Origin of the sequence: Pseudomonas atacamensis (genome assembly GCF_017167965.1) — a bacterium.
GTDB lineage: Bacteria > Pseudomonadota > Gammaproteobacteria > Pseudomonadales > Pseudomonadaceae > Aquipseudomonas > Aquipseudomonas atacamensis.
The window spans coordinates 1,853,868-1,872,764 of sequence record NZ_CP070503.1 but is presented as its reverse complement, the minus strand read 5'-3'; the positions used below and the strand labels follow the sequence as shown (position 1 = coordinate 1,872,764).

Below are 18,897 nucleotides of genomic sequence, written 5' to 3'. Positions count from 1 at the left end.
TGCCGTTCGAATCAGTGCAACGGTGAATCCAGGAGTTTCTGCAAGTACTGACCGTAGCCAGTCTTCTTCAGCGCGTTCGCTTGCTCACCTAACTGCTCTGCAGAAATCCAGCCGTTGTGGTAAGCGATTTCTTCCAGGCAAGCTACTTTCAGACCCTGACGCTGCTCGATGGTGTGTACAAAGTGACTGGCCTCGAGCAGAGAGTCGTGTGTGCCTGTATCGAGCCAAGCGAAACCACGACCTAGCATTTCGACACTGAGAGACTTACGCTCAAGATAAACACGGTTCACGTCGGTAATTTCCAACTCACCACGTTCGGACGGCCTGATATTCTTGGCTATTTCCACTACTTCGTTGTCGTAAAAATAAAGACCCGTTACTGCATAGTTGGATTTAGGCTTCAGCGGCTTCTCTTCAATACTGAGCGCTCGACCCGAAGCATCAAACTCCACTACACCGAAACGCTCAGGATCGGAAACGTGGTAACCAAACACCGTCGCGCCGTTCTTTTGCTCTGTAGCCGAACGCAAATTCTCAGAGAAATGCTGGCCATAGAAAATATTGTCGCCGAGAATCAGGCAGCAAGGATCCTGACCAATAAACTCCTCACCGATAATGAAAGCCTGAGCAAGACCGTCGGGGGTAGGTTGTTCTGCATAGGTCAACTTGATGCCATACATACTGCCGTCTCCCAGTAACTTGCGAAACAGCGGCAAGTCTTCTGGAGTAGAGATAATCAAAATCTCCCGCATTCCCGCGAGCATAAGAACCGACAGCGGATAAAAAATCATCGGCTTGTCATAGATAGGCAGCATTTGCTTGGAAACACCAAGCGTGAGCGGGTGTAAGCGAGTACCCGAGCCACCAGCGAGGATAATGCCTTTACGATTTGACGTGGTCATTTGTTCAGAACTTCCCTAAGCATTCGGGTTACACCACTTTGCCAATCCGGCAAGTGTAGAGAAAAATTGTCGCTCAGCTTTTGAGTATTCAAGCGTGAGTTCAGAGGGCGTCGCGCAGGTGTCGGATAGGCCGTTGTTTCGATCGGGTTGACCGATTTCACAGCCAATTCCTCGCCTTGGGATTTTGCGAAGTCAATTACATGACTGGCATATCCGTGCCAGGACACTTCGCCCGCAGCGGCCAGGTGATAAAGGCCAGCCAACTCTGGCTGCTTCATAGCATGTTGAATAGTCAACGCCGTCACGTCGGCAATTAGATCAGCCCCGGTCGGTGCTCCGATCTGATCGGCAATCACGCTCAACGTTTCGCGATCTTTGGCCAAGCGCAGCATGGTCTTGGCGAAGTTATTGCCGCGAGCGCCGTACACCCAGCTGGTGCGGAAGATCAGATGGCTGCAACCCGACGCGATAATTGCCTGCTCACCGGCGAGCTTGCTGGAGCCGTAATGGTTCACCGGCGCAACAGCGTCTGTTTCCTGCCATGGCGTGACGCCTTGACCATTGAAAACATAATCCGTTGAGTAGTGAACCAGCCATGCGCCAGACGCGGCGGCTTCTTCCGCCATCACGCCACTCGCGAGGCCATTCACGCGATCCGCCAACTCGGTTTCTGACTCAGCCTTGTCGACCGCGGTATACGCTGCGGCGTTAACAATAACGTCAGGCTTGACCTGACGAATCGTTGCGCGCAGTGATTCGAGGTTGGACAGATCACCACTGAGCCCATCAACGGGATGACGATCAAGAGCGACCAGTTCGCCAAGCGGAGCCAGGGAGCGTTGCAGCTCCCAGCCCACCTGACCGTTCTTTCCTAAAAGAAGGATCTTCATGCCTTGCTCGAACGATCCGCGTAGTTCTGATCAATCCACTGCTGGTAGCTACCGCTCTTCACGTGCTCAACCCACTCAGTGTTATTCAGATACCACTCGACAGTCTTGCGAATGCCAGTCTCGAAAGTCTCTTCCGGAGTCCAACCCAGCTCACGCTGAATCTTGCTCGCATCAATTGCGTAACGCACGTCATGACCAGGACGATCCTGAACATAAGTGATCAGGCTGGCGTGAGGCCGATGGGCAGAATCAGGACGCAACTCATCGAGCAACGCACACAGGGTATGCACTACTTCGATGTTTTGTTTTTCGTTATGACCGCCGATGTTGTAAGTCTCGCCGATGACGCCTTCGGTGACGACTTTGTACAGCGCCCGCGCGTGATCTTCGACGTACAGCCAGTCACGAACCTGGTTGCCTTTGCCGTACACCGGCAGCGGCTTGCCCTCCAGCGCATTGAGAATGATCAGCGGGATCAGCTTCTCAGGGAAGTGGCATGGGCCGTAGTTGTTCGAGCAGTTGGTGACCAGTGTCGGCAGGCCGTAAGTACGCGCCCAGGCACGAACCAGGTGGTCGGAGCTGGCCTTGCTGGCCGAGTATGGCGAGCTTGGCTGGTAAGGGGTGGTTTCGGTGAAGAGGTCTTCCGGACCTTCGAGGTCTCCGTAAACTTCGTCAGTCGAAATGTGGTGGAAGCGGAAGTTGGCTTTGCGCGTGTCATCCAGCGCAGCCCAGTAGTGGCGCGCTGCTTCGAGTAGCGTGTAGGTGCCAATAATATTGGTCTGGATGAATTCGGACGGGCCGGAGATCGAGCGGTCGACGTGGGATTCTGCGGCCAGGTGCATGATTGCATCCGGTTGGTGCTCACGCAGAACGCGGTCGATCTGATCACGATCGCAGATATCGACGCGCTCGAAGGCGTAACGCGAGTTCTGGCTGACTTCTGCCAGGGACTCCAGATTGCCGGCGTACGTCAGCTTGTCGACGTTAACGACTGCATCGGAAGTGTTGGAGATGATGTGACGGATGACTGCCGAGCCAATGAAGCCGGCGCCGCCGGTAACTAGAATTTTCACGCGAAACGATACCCTTGAGCTGCGGACAGCGCTGCCAGCGAGCGCGGTCTAATCCATGAATGCAGAGGCCACTACCAGTTGGCATCCGTCAGAGTCAGTCTGAATCGACATGCATTAAGGCACGATCGAACAAGGGACGCATTTTACAGCTTAATGATGCTTTTACTAATGGATAAAGACAGGCTGAGGCGCAATTTCGACAGATGCCGCGCTCCTGTCGCTTTTAGACCAGTCGTTTACGCGCCGCTCTGGATGTACGCCCCAGAAACCAGCCCAACACAGGACCAATCAACATACCAATCAGCAACGCCAACACTGCAACGACCGACACCGGCAACTGCGGGCCGGAAAAACCCAGAAACAAAAGCGAAACAGATTGCTGATTCTCCAACACAAACGCCAGAACAACCAGAACCATCAGCAGAAGAAAAACGCCAAGCAGTATGCGTTTCAGATTACGCATTCACGCCCCCTTGAATTTTAATAGCGACGATCAAGCGCCCTCCTCCTCTTCCTCGTTCACGCGGTCACGCAATTCCTTGCCCGGCTTGAAGTGCGGAACGAATTTACCGTCCAGACTGACTGACTGACCGGTCTTCGGGTTACGGCCCACGCGAGGCGCGCGGTAGTGGAGGGAGAAGCTGCCAAACCCACGGATCTCGATACGATCACCGGTGGCGAGGCACTGAGACATTTGTTCAAGCATGGTCTTGATGGCCAGCTCCACATCCTTGGATGAGAGTAGCCCTTGATGGGTGACAATTCGTTCGATCAACTCCGACTTCGTCATATTTTTCCCTTCTTTTTCAAGCAGCTAGATCAGCGCTTGAAAGGTTTTAGCATGCCCGGAAGAATTTGAACAGCCCAGGGATTGACATATCTTTGTTCACGTCAAAACGCCCATTTTCAGGGCATCGCATTGGCGAGTCGGATCGCCACGAGCCTAACGACACATCACCAGCATGGTCCGGGTTACGAAGCCCGCCGGATTAAAGCCAAACGGGTATTCGTCTTCATCTTTGGCATCGTCAGAGCGGGTGATGACCTTATAGCCCTTGCCTTTGCACTCCTTCGCTGCACGCTTCTGGCACTTTTCCCAACCGGAACCCAACCCGGAGCAATCGACCTCTATACCACTGACGCCGCGCACCGCATGGGTTTTCGCACTGGTGGTGCACCCTGCCAGCGCCAAGACCACTGCAACAACAAATAACTTGTTCATCCACTTCCTTATGCCAGGCAAGCCTGACGACTAATGCTCAAGATCAAGCTTAGTCGCCAATAGGCGATTGATCCGATTAAAGAAACAGACCCGCAGCCGAAGCCATTGGTTTCATGCACGGACGTACAAAGTCCAAATCGCAGGCACAAAAAAGGGCGACCGAAGTCGCCCTTTTTAATGATCAAGCAGAACTCAGTTCTGTTTGGCCATTGCTTGACGCAGCAGTGCCGCCATGGTGGTGTCAGCTGCTTCACCTTCCGGAGCTGCTTTCAGGCTCTGGATGGCTTCTTTCTCTTCAGCATCGTCTTTCGACTTGATCGAGAGCTGGATTACGCGGCTCTTGCGGTCAACGCTGATGATCTTGGCTTCAACTTCCTGGCCTTCTTTCAGAACGTTGCGCGCGTCTTCAACGCGGTCACGGCTGATTTCGGAGGCTTTCAGGGTAGCTTCGATGTCGTCGGCCAGAACGATGATGGCGCCTTTGGCGTCAACTTCTTTCACGGTACCGGTCACGATAGCGCCCTTGTCGTTAACCGAGACGTACTCGGAGAACGGATCGCTTTCCAGCTGCTTGATGCCCAGGGAGATGCGCTCGCGCTCTGGGTCAACCGACAGGATGACGGTGTCCAGCTCGTCGCCCTTCTTGAAACGACGTACGGCTTCTTCGCCCACTTCGTTCCAGGAGATGTCGGACAGGTGAACCAGACCGTCGATGCCGCCGTCCAGACCAATGAAGATACCGAAATCGGTGATCGACTTGATGGTACCGGAGATCTTGTCGCCCTTGTTGAACTGGCCAGAGAAGTCTTCCCATGGGTTCGACTTGCACTGCTTGATGCCCAGGGAGATACGACGACGCTCTTCGTCGATGTCCAGAACCATGACTTCCACTTCGTCGCCGACTTGTACGACTTTCGAAGGGTGGATGTTCTTGTTGGTCCAGTCCATTTCCGAAACGTGTACCAGACCTTCAACGCCTTCTTCCAGCTCAGCGAAGCAGCCGTAGTCGGTCAGGTTGGTAACACGAGCGGTTACGCGAGTGCCTTCTGGGTAACGGGCTTTGATAGCAACCCATGGATCTTCGCCCAGTTGCTTCAGGCCCAGGGAAACACGGTTGCGTTCGCGATCGTATTTCAGAACCTTGACGTCGATTTCGTCACCAACGTTGACGATCTCGGAAGGATGCTTGATGCGCTTCCAGGCCATGTCGGTGATGTGCAGCAGGCCGTCCACGCCACCCAGATCGACGAATGCGCCGTAATCGGTGAGGTTTTTGACGATACCTTTGACTTGCTGGCCTTCCTGCAGGGATTCCAGCAGAGCTTCACGCTCGGCGGAGTTCTCGGCTTCGAGGACGCTGCGACGGGAAACGACAACGTTGTTGCGCTTCTGGTCCAGCTTGATGACCTTGAATTCCAGCTCTTTGCCTTCCAGGTGCGTGGTGTCGCGCACTGGACGGACGTCAACCAGGGAACCTGGCAGGAACGCACGGATGCCGTTAACGTCGACAGTGAAGCCGCCTTTAACCTTACCGTTGATAACGCCCTTGACCACTTCCTCGGCTGCGAAGGCTGCTTCCAGAACGATCCAGCATTCAGCGCGCTTGGCTTTTTCACGGGACAGCTTGGTTTCGCCAAAGCCGTCTTCAACCGAATCCAGAGCAACGTGAACTTCATCACCAACGTTGATGTTCAGTTCGCCAGCATCGTTGTAGAACTGCTCAAGCGGGATGAGTGCTTCAGACTTCAGACCAGCGTGAACGGTTACCCAGCGAGCCTGGTAATCGATATCAACGATAACACCGGTGATGATGGAGCCTGCCTGAAGGTTCAGGGTTTTCAGGCTTTCTTCAAAGAGTTCCGCAAAGCTTTCGCTCATTTTAATTCCTGTAGATGAGGGCGAAGTAAACGCCCATCTCCACACCCCAGACGGTGTGGGTTAGTTTCATTTAAAAGAAGCACCGCAGGACTATGACTGGTCCCCTGCGGCCTTCTTGGTCACCCGGCGATATCGCGAATGGCGATCTCGCTCATGATGCGTTCAAGCACCTGCTCAATGGAAAGCTCCGTTGAATCCAGCTGAATCGCGTCGGCCGCCGGCTTGAGCGGGGCTACTGCGCGCTGGGTGTCACGCTCATCGCGTGCACGGATCTCATCTAGCAGACTCGACAGACTAACACCCTCGACTTTGCCCTTCAACTGCAAATATCGGCGGCGCGCCCGTTCCTCGGCACTGGCGGTGAGGAAAATCTTCAGTGGTGCATCCGGAAAAACCACCGTGCCCATGTCGCGGCCGTCGGCCACCAGGCCCGGCGCTTCCTGGAAAGCACGCTGGCGCTGCAGCAGCGCCTCGCGCACAGCGGGCAGCGCAGCCACTTGCGAGGCGCCGGAACCGACGCTTTCGGTGCGGATAACATCGCTGACCTCGTCGCCTTCCAGAATGATCCGCTGCAGCTGACCTTCGGTCGCGGCGATGAATTGCACATCCAGATGAGCGGCCAATGTCTTCAGCAGCTCTTCATTGGTCAGGTCGACGCCATGGTTGTGCGCAGCAAACGCGAGCAAGCGATAAAGCGCACCGGAATCCAGCAGGTTCCAGCCCAGACGCTTGGCCAGAATCCCGGCGACCGTGCCTTTGCCGGAGCCGCTTGGCCCATCGATGGTGATGACCGGTGCAATGTTTTTCACGACTGAGCCTCTTGTGCCACACGAATGCCGACTTGCCCGCACAACGCGAGGAAGTTGGGGAACGAGGTCGCGACGTTGGCGCAATCATGGATGCGGATCGGTGCGGTAGCGCGCAACGAGGCGACGCTGAAGGCCATGGCGATACGGTGGTCGCCGTGCCCGTGCACTTCACCGCCGCCGATCTGGCCGCCGTCGATGATGATGCCGTCCGGGGTCGGTTCGCACTTGACGCCCAGCGCCAGCAACCCGTCCGCCATGACCTGAATCCGGTCGGATTCCTTGACCCGCAGCTCTTCGGCGCCGGTCAGCACGGTACGCCCTTCGGCGCACGCAGCAGCCACGAACAGGACCGGGAATTCGTCGATCGCCAGCGGCACCAGCGCCTCCGGAATCTCGATACCTTTGAGTTTAGCTGCGCGCACGCGCAAGTCAGCCACTGGTTCGCCGCCGACTTCACGCTGGTTTTCCAGAGTGATATCGGCGCCCATCAGACGCAGGATATCGATCACGCCAGTGCGGGTCGGGTTGATGCCGACGTGCTCCAGCACCAGCTCGGAGCCCTCGGCGATCGAGGCCGCGACCAGGAAGAACGCCGACGACGAAATATCGCCCGGCACTTCGATGTGAGTCGCGGTGAGCTTGCCGCCGGACTCGACCGAAGCAGTGGCGCCGTCGACGCTGACCGGGTAGCCGAAGCCACGCAGCATGCGTTCGGTGTGATCGCGGGTCGGTGCCGGCTCGGTCACCGTGGTCTTGCCTTCAGCATAGAGACCGGCAAGCAGCAGGCAGGATTTCACCTGGGCACTGGCCATCGGCATGGTGTAGGTCAGACCCTTGAGCTTGTGGCCACCGCGAATGGTCATCGGTGGACGACCTTCGGCAGCGGTTTCGATCACGGCGCCCATTTCTCGCAGAGGATTAGCCACGCGATTCATCGGACGCTTGGACAGCGAAGCGTCGCCGGTCAAGGTGCTGTCGAAGTTCTGCGCCGCCAGCAGGCCGGAGAGCAGACGCATCGAGGTGCCGGAGTTGCCCAGATAGATCGGGCCCGGCGCAGGTTTCAGGCCGTGCAGGCCGACACCGTGGATGGTCACGCGGCCGTGATGCGGGCCTTCGATGACCACGCCCATGTCGCGAAATGCCTGCAAGGTCGCCAGGGCGTCTTCGCCCTCAAGGAAGCCTTCGACTTCGGTGACGCCTTCGGCCAGCGAGCCGAGCATGATCGAACGGTGGGAAATCGATTTGTCACCCGGTACGCGAATCCGACCGGACAGGCGGCCACCAGGTTGAGCCAGGAAGATCAGATCGTTGGAATTCATAGCGTCCACATAGGCCCTGCGGGCCAGGATTTTACTGAAATGCTCGCGGGCAACCCGGGCGCGCGTGAAAACGCCCAACAATTGGTGCCCATCCCCTGCATCGACCGCGTCGCGCAAGGCGTCGAGATCGCTGCGAAATGTATCGAGTGTGCGCAGGACAGCCTCGCGGTTGGCGAGGAAGATGTCGTGCCACATCACCGGGTCGCTTCCGGCGATTCTTGTGAAATCGCGGAAACCACCGGCAGCGTAACGGAAGATCTCCAGATTTTCATTGCGCTTGGCCAACGAATCGACCAGACCGAAGGCCAGCAGGTGCGGTAGATGACTGGTCGCGGCCAGCACTTCGTCGTGCCGCTCGACCTGCATGTGCTCGACATCGGCACCCAGTTCACGCCAGAGGCGATCGACCACCGCCAGCGCGGCAGGATCGGTCTGCTCGAGCGGCGTCAGGATCACTTTGTGCCGGCGGAACAGTTCGGCATTCGAGGCTTCCACCCCGCTCTGCTCGGAACCGGCAATCGGGTGCCCCGGGACGAAGCGCGCCGGCATGCCGCCGAACGCTTCAGTCGCGGCGCGCACCACGTTGCCTTTGGCACTACCGACATCCGTGAGAATCGCCTGCCCCAAATCCATGACAGCCAGACGCGCGAGCAGCTTTTCCATGGCCAGAATCGGCACCGCCAGCTGAATCACATCGGCACCGACGCAAGCCGCCGCCAAGTCGTCTTCACAGCGATCGACCACACCCAATTCGACCGCGAGCCTGCGCGATTGCGGGTCGAGATCGACGCCGACCACTTCACGGCACAGGCCGCTTTCACGCAAACCCTTGGCAAACGAACCACCGATCAACCCCAGACCGACCACCACGAGGCGACCGATCATAGGTGCAGCAGGTTGCAGCGCAGTGACATCACCCACGAGCCATAACCTTGCGCAGCGCCTCGAGGAAACGGCTGTTTTCTGCCGGCAGACCGATGGTCACCCGCAGGTGGTTCGGCATGCCGTAATTGGCCACCGGACGCACGATCACGCCTTCGCGCAGCAAGCCCTGAAAAATTGGCGCCGCGACTTGGCCGAGATCGACGCAGATGAAGTTGCCTTTGGATTCGATCCAGCCCAGCCCCAGCTCACGGAAACCGGCCTGCAACTGCTGCATGCCGGATTCGTTGAGCTGACGGCTTTGCGCCAGATATTCTTCGTCCTTCAATGCCGCACAGGCTGCGGCGAGCGCGAGGCTGTTGACGTTGAATGGCTGACGAACGCGGTTCAGCACGTCCGCCACCACAGGCGTCGACAAGCCATAACCGACGCGCAGCGCGGCCAGGCCATAGGCCTTTGAGAAGGTGCGCGACACCAGCAGGTTCGGGTAGGCGGCGAGGAAGTCGAGACCGTCCGGCAAATCGCTGCCTTCGGCGTACTCGATGTAAGCCTCGTCGAGGACTACCAGCACATGCTCGGGAACGTCCTGCAGGAATTCGTCCAGCGCTTCTGCGCCGAACCAGGTGCCGGTCGGGTTGTTCGGGTTGGCGATAAACACCACGCGGGTGTTGGCATCGATGGCTGCGAGCATGGCCGGCAGGTCATGCCCCCAGTCTTTGGCCGGAACTACTTTGGCCTGAGCGCCAACTGCTTGAGTCGCGATCGGATACACCGCGAAGGCGTGCTCACTGAACACCGCATTCAGGCCCGGCGCCAGATAGGCACGCGCAACCAGCTCAAGAATGTCGTTGGAGCCATTGCCCAGCGTGACCTGATTCAGCTCGACACGGCACTGCTCGGCGAGCAGCGATTTCAGGGCGAAGCCATTGCCGTCCGGGTAGCGGGTCAACTCGGCCAGCTCATCGCGGATCGCCGCCAAAGCCTTCGGGCTGGCGCCCAATGGGTTTTCGTTGCTCGCCAGTTTGACGATTTTTGCCGGATCCAGATCCAGCTCGCGCGCCAGTTCGTCCACAGGCTTGCCCGGAACGTACGGCGAAAGTTGTTGCACGCCCGGCTGTGCCAGAGCGAGGAAGTTGCCACTCATTTGCTACCGCCCCTTAGAGAACTGCTTTCGGGTAGGAACCCAGCACTTTGAGTGCTACTGCTTCCTGACTAATCTTTTCCAGCACACCTTTGATCAACGGATCGCGGTGGTGGCCGACGAAGTCGATGAAGAACACGTAAGTCCATTTACCGCTGCGCGACGGACGGGTTTCGATGCGGGTCAGGTCGATGCCATTGTCGTGGAACGGCACCAGCAGCTCATGAAGCGCGCCGGGCTTGTTGCTCATGGAGACGATGATCGAAGTTTTGTCGTCGCCGGTCGGCGGCACTTCCTGGTTACCGATCATCAGGAAGCGCGTTGAGTTGTCCGGGCGATCTTCGATCTTCTCGGCCAGACGCGTCAGGCCATACAGCCCTGCCGCCATGTCACCAGCGATCGCTGCCGAATTCCACTCACCCTTGACCCGTTTGGCCGCTTCAGCGTTGCTCGATACCGCGACGCGCTCGACATTCGGGTAATGCGCATCGAGCCACTTGCGGCACTGGGCCAGCGACTGCGCATGGGAATAGATGCGGCTGATGCTGTCGGTCTTGGTGTTTTCGCCGACCAGCAAATGATGGTGGATGCGCAGCTCGACCTCGCCACAGATCACCATGTCGTGTTCGAGGAAGCTGTCCAGCGTGTGGTTGACCGCGCCTTCGGTGGAGTTTTCCACCGGCACCACGCCGAAATTCACCGCACCGGCGGCGACTTCACGGAACACTTCATCGATCGCTGCCATCGGCTTGCTGATCACCGCGTGACCGAAATGCTTCATCGCTGCCGCTTGGGTGAAAGTGCCTTCAGGACCGAGGTACGCGACTTTCAGTGGCTGCTCCAGCGCCAGGCACGAGGACATGATCTCGCGGAACAGCCGCGCCATTTCTTCGTTGCCCAGCGGACCCTGATTGCGCTCCATCACACGCTTGAGCACCTGAGCTTCGCGCTCGGGACGATAGAACACCGGCACTTCGCCTTCGGCCAGCGAGGCCATCTTCACGCGGGCGACTTCCTGGGCGCAACGCGCACGCTCACTGATCAACTCCAGGACTTTGGTGTCCAGAGCGTCGATGCGAACGCGCAGTGCCTTGAGTTCTTGCTCGGACATCAGCCGTGTTCCTTCTCGAATTCCGCCATGTACGCCACCAGCGCGTTGACCGCAGTGATGTCGACGGCGTTGTAGATGGAGGCGCGCATGCCGCCCACCGAACGGTGACCCTTGAGGTTGAGCAGACCGCGCTCGTCGGCACCGGCGAGAAACGGCTTGTCCAGACGATCGTCAGCGAGACGGAACGGCACGTTCATCCACGAGCGATCCGACTTGTTGATCGGGTTGCTGTAGAGACCGCTGGCGTCGATGAAGTCGTACAGCGTGCGCTGCTTGACGTCGTTGAGCTTGGCGATCGCTTCGACGCCGCCCTGCTCTTTCAGCCATTGGAACACCAGACCGGACAGGTACCAGGCCAGCGTCGGCGGGGTGTTGTACATCGAACCGTTATCAGCCGCGACCTTGTAGTTGAGCATAGTCGGGCACAGCGAGCGGGCCTTGCCCAGCAGGTCTTCGCGAATGATGTTGACGACGATGCCGCTCGGGCCAATGTTCTTCTGCGCGCCAGCGTAGATCATGCCGAAACGCGAAATATCGACCGGGCGCGAGAGGATGTCCGAAGACATGTCGGCGACCAGCGGCACGTCACCGGTTTGCGGGATCCACTGGAATTCCAGGCCGCCGATGGTTTCGTTCGGCGCGTAGTGAACGTAAGCGGCGTCTTTCGACAGGTTCCACTCGTTCTGGCCTGGGATGGCGAAATAGTCGTAAGGCTTGGCAGTGGCAGCAACGTTGACGTGGCCATAGCGCGAGGCTTCTTCGATGGCTTTCTGCGACCAGATACCGGTGTCGATGTAGTCGGCCGAGCCGCCTTCAGGCAACAGGTTCAGCGGGATCTGCGCGAACTGCTGGCTGGCGCCGCCCTGCAAAAACAGCACTTTGTAGTTCGACGGGATATTCAGCAGGTCACGCAGATCCTGCTCGGCCTGGGTGGCGATGGACACGAACTCATCGCTGCGATGGCTCATTTCCATGACCGACAGACCCTTGCCGTGCCAATCAAGGAGTTCACCCTGGGCGCGCTGCAGGACAGCTTCAGGCAGCGCCGCCGGACCGGCGCAGAAGTTATAGGCTCGCTTGCTCACATCCAATCTCGCTCTGATTTGGTGGTCACTTGAATCTTTTGGTTTGCGGCTGATCGTTCCCACGCTCCGCGTGGGAATGCATCCAATGACGCTCTGCGTCATGGGACGCGGAGCGTCCCCAGCGGCATTCCCACGCAGAGCGTGGGAACGATCAGCCGCAGTGTTGCAAATTTTCATACCGGACAAATAACAAGGGGGCGAATTCTCATCCGCCCCCTCGTTTGTCCGCTTATTCCTGCGGTTCTTCGTCTGCTGCGGCGTCGAGTTGCTGGTCTTCACCCGCTTCGTCGATACCGACGCTGCCTGCGATTTCCTCGCCCTCTTCACCTTCGAGCTCTTCGCCTTCGATTTCCGAAGGCTCCTGAACCCGCTCCAGGCCGACCAGGGTTTCATCCTTGGCCAGCTTGATCAGCGTCACGCCCTGAGTATTACGTCCCAGGCTCGACACTTCGTCGACACGGGTACGCACCAGGGTGCCCTGATCGGAGATCAGCATGATTTCTTCGCCGTCGAGCACCTGAACTGCGCCGACCAGACGGCCGTTACGCTCGTTGCTGACCATGGCGATCACGCCCTGGCCGCCACGCTTGTACTCAGGGAACTCGGTGATCGCGGTGCGCTTGCCATAACCACGCTCGGAAGCGGTGAGGATCTGGCTGCCTTCTTCCGGGATCAGCATGGAAATCAGCTTCTGCCCTTCCGGCAGACGCATGCCGCGCACGCCGCGAGCGGTACGGCCCATGGCACGCACGTCGGACTCTTTGAAGCGGGTGACCTTGCCGCCGTCGGAGAACAGCATCACTTCGCGCTCGCCATCGGTGATGGCTGCAGAGATCAGCACGTCGCCTTCGTCCAGCTCCAGCGCGATCAGACCGACGCTGCGCTGACGGCTGAAGGATTCCAGCGGGGTCTTCTTCACGGTGCCGTTGGCGGTAGCCATGAAGATGTAGTGACCTTCGGTGTATTCCTCGACCGGCAGCATGGTGGTGATGTATTCACCGTCATCCAGCGGCAGCAGGTTGACCAGCGGACGACCACGGGCAGCGCGGGATGCTTCCGGAATTTCGTAGGTCTTGAGCCAGTAAACCTTGCCCTTGCTGGAGAACAGCAGCAGCGTGGTGTGGCTATTGGCAACCAGCAGGTGAGCGATGTAGTCCTCGTCCTTGACGCCGGTGGCCGACTTGCCTTTGCCGCCACGACGCTGAGCCTGGTACGCAGCCAGCGGCTGGGTCTTGGCGTAGCCACCGTGGGAGATGGTCACGACGCGCTCTTCTTCCGGGATCATGTCGCCCAGGGTCAGGTCGAGACGGGCATCGAGAATTTCGGTGCGGCGCACGTCGCCGTATTCGGCGCGGATCACTTCCAGTTCTTCGCGGATCACTTCCATCAGGCGCACAGCGCTGTTGAGGATGCGGATCAGCTCGCCGATCTGGTTGAGAATCTCTTGATACTCGGCCAGCAGCTTCTCGTGCTCCAGACCGGTCAGACGGTGCAGGCGCAGTTCGAGAATGGCTTGCGCCTGTTCTGGCGAGAGGAAGTACTTGCCTTCACGCAGGCCGTATTGCGGATCGAGGTTTTCCGGACGGCACGAATCGGCACCGGCACGCTCAACCATCGCCACCACAGCCGAGGATTCCCAAGGCGTGCTGATCAGCGCTTCCTTGGCTTCCGACGGCGTTGGCGAGGCCTTGATCAGGGCGATGACCGGGTCGATGTTCGACAGGGCAACGGCCTGGCCCTCAAGAATGTGCCCGCGCTCGCGCGCCTTGCGCAGTTCGAACACGGTACGACGGGTGACCACTTCGCGGCGGTGACGGACGAAGGCTTCCAGCAGATCCTTGAGGTTGAGGATGCGTGGGCGGCCGTCGATCAGCGCGACGATGTTGATACCGAACACCGATTGCAGCTGGGTCTGGGCGTAGAGGTTGTTGAGGATCACCTCCGGCACTTCGCCGCGACGCAGTTCGATCACGACACGCATACCGTCCTTGTCGGACTCGTCGCGCAGCTCGGTGATGCCTTCGAGCTTCTTCTCTTTGACCAGCTCGGCGATCTTCTCGATCAGACGCGCCTTGTTCAGCTGGTAAGGCAGCTCGGTGATGACGATCTGCTGACGGCCACCGACCTTGTCGATGTCTTCGATGATCGAGCGGGCACGCATGTAAATGCGCCCGCGACCGGTGCGGTAGGCTTCGATGATGCCGGCGCGACCGTTGATGATCGCAGCCGTCGGGAAGTCCGGACCGGGAATGTATTGCATCAGCTCATCGACGGTCAGCTCGGGGTTGTCGATGAGGGCCAGGCAACCGTCGATGACTTCACCGAGGTTGTGCGGCGGAATGTTGGTCGCCATGCCTACGGCGATACCGCTGGAACCGTTGACCAGCAGGTTCGGTACGCGGGTCGGCATGACCGCCGGGATCAGTTCGGTGCCGTCGTAGTTCGGCACCCAGTCCACGGTTTCCTTGTGCAGGTCAGCCAGCAGCTCGTGCGCCAGCTTGGTCATGCGCACTTCGGTGTATCGCATGGCCGCAGCGTTGTCGCCGTCGACCGAACCGAAGTTGCCCTGGCCGTCGACCAGCAGGTAGCGCAGGGAGAAAGGCTGGGCCATACGAACGATGGTGTCGTACACGGCAGTGTCACCGTGCGGGTGATACTTACCGATCACGTCGCCGACGACACGGGCAGATTTCTTGTACGGCTTGTTGTAGTCGTTGCCCAGCTCGCTCATCGCGAACAGTACGCGACGGTGCACGGGCTTGAGGCCATCGCGCGCATCCGGCAGTGCACGGCCGACGATCACGCTCATTGCGTAGTCGAGGTAGGACTGTTTCAGCTCGTCTTCGATATTGACCGGGAGGATTTCTTTGGCCAGTTCGCCCATGAGAAGCCTGATTCCTTTTTCTGGTGAAACTTCGTCATATCCATGTGGGAGCAACGAAGCTCGTCGGGGCCGGCCGAGTGCCATGCGCCGACTTACGACAAATCAACATTGGATCGCGGATTTGCGCAGTAAAGACAGCTCCGTGGAGCCGCCTCGGAAAACGCCGGATGTTATCACAAAGGCCGCCACGCACCTATCCCCCAGATGCGCATGGAGCATAGTTAGTTGACCGATGACAGGCTTGAGGGGGACGACAGAAGCTCTGAGCTTCTTTGAATGTGAAATCTGGGGCAGATTTACAGTTGTTTATTGACATTCAGGCCCTCATCGCTGGCAAGCCAGCTCCCACAGGTTCAATGCCGGGCACAAAACCTGTGGGAGCTGGCTTGCCAGCGATGGGGCCCGCTCACACGCTAAAGACCTTCAATGCAGGCGCTTGCGACACATCAGCTGGGCCATTTTCGCGGTATCCGGGCGTTCGACGATGCCTTTTTCGGTGACGATCGCATCAATCAGATCCGCCGGAGTGACATCAAACACCGGGTTGAACGCTTCAACATCGGCACCGACGCGTTTACCGCCAACTTCGAGCAGTTCGGCGCCATCACGCTCTTCGATCGGGATGTCATCGCCGCTGGCGAGGTTCATGTCGATGGTCGAACTCGGCGCCACCACCATGAAGCGCACGCCGTGGTGCATGGCGTTGACCGCCAGTTGATAGGTGCCGATCTTGTTCGCCACGTCGCCATTGGCGGTGATGCGGTCGGCGCCGACGATCACCCAGGTCACGCCTTTGGTTTTCATGATGTGCGCGGCGGCGGAGTCGGCGTTCAGGGTCACCGGGATGCCTTCGTTGGCCAGTTCCCACGCGGTCAGGCGCGAGCCTTGCAGCCACGGCCGGGTTTCGTCGGCGTAAACACGCTCGACCATGCCTTCTATATAAGCAGCGCGGATCACTCCCAGCGCAGTTCCGAACCCACCGGTGGCCAGCGCGCCGGTGTTGCAGTGCGTGAGAATCGCCTGAGCGTTGCCTTGATGTTTGCGAATCAGATCGACACCAAGCTGCGCCATGGTCAGGTTGGCTTCGCGGTCGCTTTCGTGAATGGCGATGGCTTCGGCTTCCAGCGCCGCCAGCGGATCGGCGTTGCTTTTCAGCCGATCCAGGCGATCGTGCATGCGCCCCAGCGCCCAGAACAGATTGACCGCGGTCGGACGCGAATCGGCCAACAGCGCGAAATCCTCTTCCAGCGCCGCGTACCAGTCGCCGCCCTCGGCAATCCGCGCCCGCGCCGCGAGGACGATGCCATAAGCCGCACTGATGCCAATAGCCGGTGCGCCACGCACGACCATCGAGCGAATCGCCTCGGCCACGCCGGCGGCGCTGGTGTAGGCGATCCAGGTTTCCTCGAACGGCAAAATACGCTGATCCAGCAGGTGCAGCGCGCCATCACGCCAATCGATGGCCTTTACTTTCTCCGCAGCCAACAGTCGATCGCGCATCCCACACCCCGCACTCATGAACAAAAGCCGCCGATTATAGCGATCCCCCCGCGAAGACGCTCGGGTATACTTCGCCATCCTTTACAAAAGCACTGGAACCGACCCTCGATGCCGAAACCTGCCATTGCGCTCGACCTGTTATTGCTGCCGACCTGGCTGATCCCCGTCGAACCGGCAGGCGTGGTGCTCAAGGAGCACGGCCTGGGCATCCGTGACGGTTGCATCGTGTTTATCGGCCCGCGCGCCGAAGCGTTGAAGTGTAACGCGACAGAAATCCGTGAATTGCCGGATGTTCTTTTGGCGCCGGGACTGATCAATGCCCACGGCCACGCGGCGATGACGCTGTTCCGTGGCCTGGCTGACGATCTGCCGTTGATGACCTGGCTGGAAAATCATATCTGGCCGGCCGAAGGCAAATGGGTCGATGAGGACTTCGTCCGCGACGGCACCGATCTGGCCATCGCCGAGCAGATCAAGGGCGGCATCACCTGCTTCTCTGACATGTATTTCTTCCCGAAAGTCGCCAGCGAGCGCGTACACAACAGCGGCATCCGTGCGCAGATCGCCATTCCGATCCTCGATTTCCCAATCCCAGGCGCCAGCAGTGCCGACGAAGCCATTCGTCAGGGCGTCGAATTGTTCGGCGATCTCAAGCATCACGAGCGCATCAAGATCACCTTCGGCCCGCATGCACCCTATACCGTCGGTGATGAGAACCTGGAGAAAATCAGGGTGATCGCCGAGGAGCTGGACGCCTCGATCCACATGCATGTGCATGAAACCGCATTCGAAGTGCAGCAGGCCGTCGAGCAAACCGGCGAACGGCCACTGGCGCGCCTGGGTCGCCTTGGCCTGCTCGGCCCGCGCTTCCAGGCGGTGCACATGACCCAGATCAGCGATGACGACCTCGCGCTGCTGGTAGAAAGCAACAGCAGCGTGATCCACTGCCCGGAATCCAATCTGAAACTGGCCAGCGGCTTCTGCCCGGTCGAACGTTTGTGGCAGGCTGGGGTGAACGTCGCTGTCGGTACCGATGGCGCGGCGAGCAACAATGATCTCGACCTGCTCGGCGAAACCCGCACCGCCGCCCTGCTGGCGAAAGCCGTGGCCGGTTCTGCCACGGCGCTGGACGCCCATCGCGCCTTGCGCATGGCCACTCTCAATGGCGCCCGCGCGCTGGGGATCGAGGCGCAGGTCGGCTCGCTGGAGATCGGCAAAGCCGCAGACATCGTCGCTTTCGACCTGTCCGGTCTGGCGCAGCAACCAGTGTATGACCCAGTGTCGCAGCTGATTTATGCCACCGGGCGTGATTGCGTGAAACACCTGTGGGTTGCCGGCAAGCAACTGCTCGACGACCGGCGCCTGACCCGCATGGACGAACAACAGCTGGGCGCGACCGCCCGCCACTGGGGCCAGCGCATCAGCGGCCACACCGAATCGTAAACACCGCGGCGCTATATCCGCGGCTACAGCCCTTTTCAGGTTTTTCGAGGAATTGAACATGAGCAACGTCGACCACGCCGAAATCGCCAAATTCGAGGCCCTGGCCCATCGCTGGTGGGACCGTGAAAGCGAATTCAAGCCGCTGCACGACATCAACCCGCTGCGGGTCAACTGGATCGACGAGCGGGTCAATCTGGCCGGCAAGAAAGTCCTCGACGTCGGTTGCGGCGGCGGCATCCTCAGCGAAGCCATGGCCCAGCGTGGCGCCACGGTGATGGGCATCGACATGGGCGAAGCGCCGCTGGCGGTCGCACAACTGCATCAGCTGGAATCCGGGGTCAGCGTCGAATACCGCCAGATCACCGCCGAAGCCCTCGCCGACGAGATGCCCGAGCAGTTCGACGTGGTCACCTGCCTGGAAATGCTCGAGCACGTGCCGGATCCATCCTCGGTAATCCGTGCCTGCTTCCGCATGGTCAAGCCGGGCGGCCAGGTATTCTTCTCGACCATCAACCGCAACCCGAAGGCGTATCTGTTCGCGATCATCGGCGCCGAATACATCATGAAGCTGCTGCCGCGCGGCACCCACGACTTCAAGAAATTCATCCGCCCATCCGAGCTCGGCGCGTGGAGCCGCATGGCCGGCCTGACCGTCAAGGACATCATCGGCCTGACCTACAACCCGCTGACCAAGCACTACAAGCTGGCCAACGACGTTGACGTCAACTACATGATCCAGACCCTGCGCGAGGAATAAG

Annotated in this window: 16 protein-coding genes; 2 read left to right on the top strand and 14 right to left on the bottom strand. The window is 59.2% G+C overall.

The genetic code is table 11. The features are described 5' to 3' along the window. Positions 1–11: 11 nt before the first annotated feature. The 14 genes from rfbA to mtnA all read right to left on the bottom strand — a co-directional run bounded on the left by rfbA (position 12) and on the right by mtnA (position 16,696). On the bottom strand, positions 12–902 hold the full coding sequence (gene rfbA / locus JWU58_RS08585) for a glucose-1-phosphate thymidylyltransferase RfbA (RefSeq protein ID WP_076563759.1): 891 nt from the start codon (positions 900–902) through the stop codon (positions 12–14). Continuing rightward, positions 899–1,792 (bottom strand): dTDP-4-dehydrorhamnose reductase, encoded by an 894-nt coding sequence (gene rfbD / locus JWU58_RS08580; RefSeq protein ID WP_206421757.1) that lies wholly within the window; start codon positions 1,790–1,792, stop codon positions 899–901. The genes rfbA and rfbD overlap by 4 nt, the downstream gene beginning before the upstream one ends. Then, positions 1,789–2,865, bottom strand: a complete 1,077-nt coding sequence (rfbB, locus tag JWU58_RS08575; RefSeq protein ID WP_101155399.1) for a dTDP-glucose 4,6-dehydratase — start codon at positions 2,863–2,865, stop codon at positions 1,789–1,791. Before rfbB ends, rfbD begins: the two co-directional genes overlap by 4 nt. 223 nt (positions 2,866–3,088) lie before the next feature. After that, a complete protein-coding gene (locus JWU58_RS08570; protein WP_095182239.1) occupies positions 3,089–3,328 on the bottom strand; it encodes a LapA family protein in 240 nt (79 codons plus the stop codon). Positions 3,329–3,358: 30 nt separating this feature from the next. Next, positions 3,359–3,655, bottom strand: a complete 297-nt coding sequence (ihfB, locus tag JWU58_RS08565; protein ID WP_007950920.1) for an integration host factor subunit beta — start codon at positions 3,653–3,655, stop codon at positions 3,359–3,361. A gap of 153 nt (positions 3,656–3,808) precedes the next feature. Continuing rightward, complete coding sequence (locus tag JWU58_RS08560; RefSeq protein ID WP_073472356.1) at positions 3,809–4,087, bottom strand: hypothetical protein; 279 nt, start codon at positions 4,085–4,087, stop codon at positions 3,809–3,811. Between the two features lie 192 nt (positions 4,088–4,279). Then, positions 4,280–5,965 (bottom strand): 30S ribosomal protein S1, encoded by a 1,686-nt coding sequence (rpsA, locus tag JWU58_RS08555; RefSeq protein WP_016770920.1) that lies wholly within the window; start codon positions 5,963–5,965, stop codon positions 4,280–4,282. A 119-nt stretch (positions 5,966–6,084) separates the two neighbouring features. Continuing rightward, on the bottom strand, positions 6,085–6,774 hold the full coding sequence (gene cmk / locus JWU58_RS08550; protein WP_110646031.1) for a (d)CMP kinase: 690 nt from the start codon (positions 6,772–6,774) through the stop codon (positions 6,085–6,087). Next, positions 6,771–8,978, bottom strand: coding sequence for a bifunctional prephenate dehydrogenase/3-phosphoshikimate 1-carboxyvinyltransferase (locus tag JWU58_RS08545; protein WP_236248962.1), 2,208 nt, complete (start codon positions 8,976–8,978; stop codon positions 6,771–6,773). Before JWU58_RS08545 ends, cmk begins: the two co-directional genes overlap by 4 nt. A 28-nt stretch (positions 8,979–9,006) precedes the next feature. Further along, complete coding sequence (gene hisC, locus JWU58_RS08540; protein ID WP_123443571.1) at positions 9,007–10,119, bottom strand: histidinol-phosphate transaminase; 1,113 nt, start codon at positions 10,117–10,119, stop codon at positions 9,007–9,009. 13 nt (positions 10,120–10,132) lie between these two features. Continuing rightward, positions 10,133–11,227 (bottom strand): prephenate dehydratase, encoded by a 1,095-nt coding sequence (gene pheA / locus JWU58_RS08535; RefSeq protein ID WP_016770924.1) that lies wholly within the window; start codon positions 11,225–11,227, stop codon positions 10,133–10,135. Continuing rightward, positions 11,227–12,312, bottom strand: a complete 1,086-nt coding sequence (serC, locus tag JWU58_RS08530; RefSeq protein ID WP_038860448.1) for a 3-phosphoserine/phosphohydroxythreonine transaminase — start codon at positions 12,310–12,312, stop codon at positions 11,227–11,229. The genes pheA and serC overlap by 1 nt, the downstream gene beginning before the upstream one ends. A gap of 229 nt (positions 12,313–12,541) precedes the next feature. Then, positions 12,542–15,196: a DNA gyrase subunit A gene (gene gyrA, locus JWU58_RS08525; RefSeq protein ID WP_016770926.1), complete on the bottom strand. Its 2,655-nt coding sequence runs from the start codon at positions 15,194–15,196 to the stop codon at positions 12,542–12,544. Positions 15,197–15,619: 423 nt separating this feature from the next. Further along, complete coding sequence (mtnA, locus tag JWU58_RS08520; protein ID WP_016770927.1) at positions 15,620–16,696, bottom strand: S-methyl-5-thioribose-1-phosphate isomerase; 1,077 nt, start codon at positions 16,694–16,696, stop codon at positions 15,620–15,622. Positions 16,697–16,804: 108 nt separating this feature from the next. Between mtnA and JWU58_RS08515 the strand changes: the two genes are divergently transcribed. After that, positions 16,805–18,139: a TRZ/ATZ family hydrolase gene (locus JWU58_RS08515; protein WP_206421755.1), complete on the top strand. Its 1,335-nt coding sequence runs from the start codon at positions 16,805–16,807 to the stop codon at positions 18,137–18,139. A 58-nt stretch (positions 18,140–18,197) separates the two neighbouring features. Beyond that, positions 18,198–18,896 carry a bifunctional 2-polyprenyl-6-hydroxyphenol methylase/3-demethylubiquinol 3-O-methyltransferase UbiG gene (ubiG, locus tag JWU58_RS08510; protein WP_024013875.1) on the top strand — a complete coding sequence of 233 codons (699 nt, stop codon included), beginning with the start codon at positions 18,198–18,200 and terminating at the stop codon, positions 18,894–18,896. Position 18,897 lies beyond the last annotated feature (1 nt).

Bases quoted from the DNA above. Each gene is read 5' to 3' on its own strand.
- JWU58_RS08570 (WP_095182239.1), bottom strand. From the start codon at position 3,328: ATGCGTAATCTGAAACGCATACTGCTTGGCGTTTTTCTTCTGCTGATG.
- JWU58_RS08545 (WP_236248962.1), bottom strand. From the start codon at position 8,978: ATGATCGGTCGCCTCGTGGTGGTCGGTCTGGGGTTGATCGGTGGTTCG.
- hisC (WP_123443571.1), bottom strand. From the start codon at position 10,119: ATGAGTGGCAACTTCCTCGCTCTGGCACAGCCGGGCGTGCAACAACTT.
- rpsA (WP_016770920.1), bottom strand. From the start codon at position 5,965: ATGAGCGAAAGCTTTGCGGAACTCTTTGAAGAAAGCCTGAAAACCCTG.
- ubiG (WP_024013875.1), top strand. From the start codon at position 18,198: ATGAGCAACGTCGACCACGCCGAAATCGCCAAATTCGAGGCCCTGGCC.
- rfbD (WP_206421757.1), bottom strand. From the start codon at position 1,792: ATGAAGATCCTTCTTTTAGGAAAGAACGGTCAGGTGGGCTGGGAGCTG.
- rfbA (WP_076563759.1), bottom strand. From the start codon at position 902: ATGACCACGTCAAATCGTAAAGGCATTATCCTCGCTGGTGGCTCGGGT.
- pheA (WP_016770924.1), bottom strand. From the start codon at position 11,227: ATGTCCGAGCAAGAACTCAAGGCACTGCGCGTTCGCATCGACGCTCTG.
- ihfB (WP_007950920.1), bottom strand. From the start codon at position 3,655: ATGACGAAGTCGGAGTTGATCGAACGAATTGTCACCCATCAAGGGCTA.
- mtnA (WP_016770927.1), bottom strand. From the start codon at position 16,696: ATGCGCGATCGACTGTTGGCTGCGGAGAAAGTAAAGGCCATCGATTGG.
- gyrA (WP_016770926.1), bottom strand. From the start codon at position 15,196: ATGGGCGAACTGGCCAAAGAAATCCTCCCGGTCAATATCGAAGACGAG.
- JWU58_RS08515 (WP_206421755.1), top strand. From the start codon at position 16,805: ATGCCGAAACCTGCCATTGCGCTCGACCTGTTATTGCTGCCGACCTGG.
- JWU58_RS08560 (WP_073472356.1), bottom strand. From the start codon at position 4,087: ATGAACAAGTTATTTGTTGTTGCAGTGGTCTTGGCGCTGGCAGGGTGC.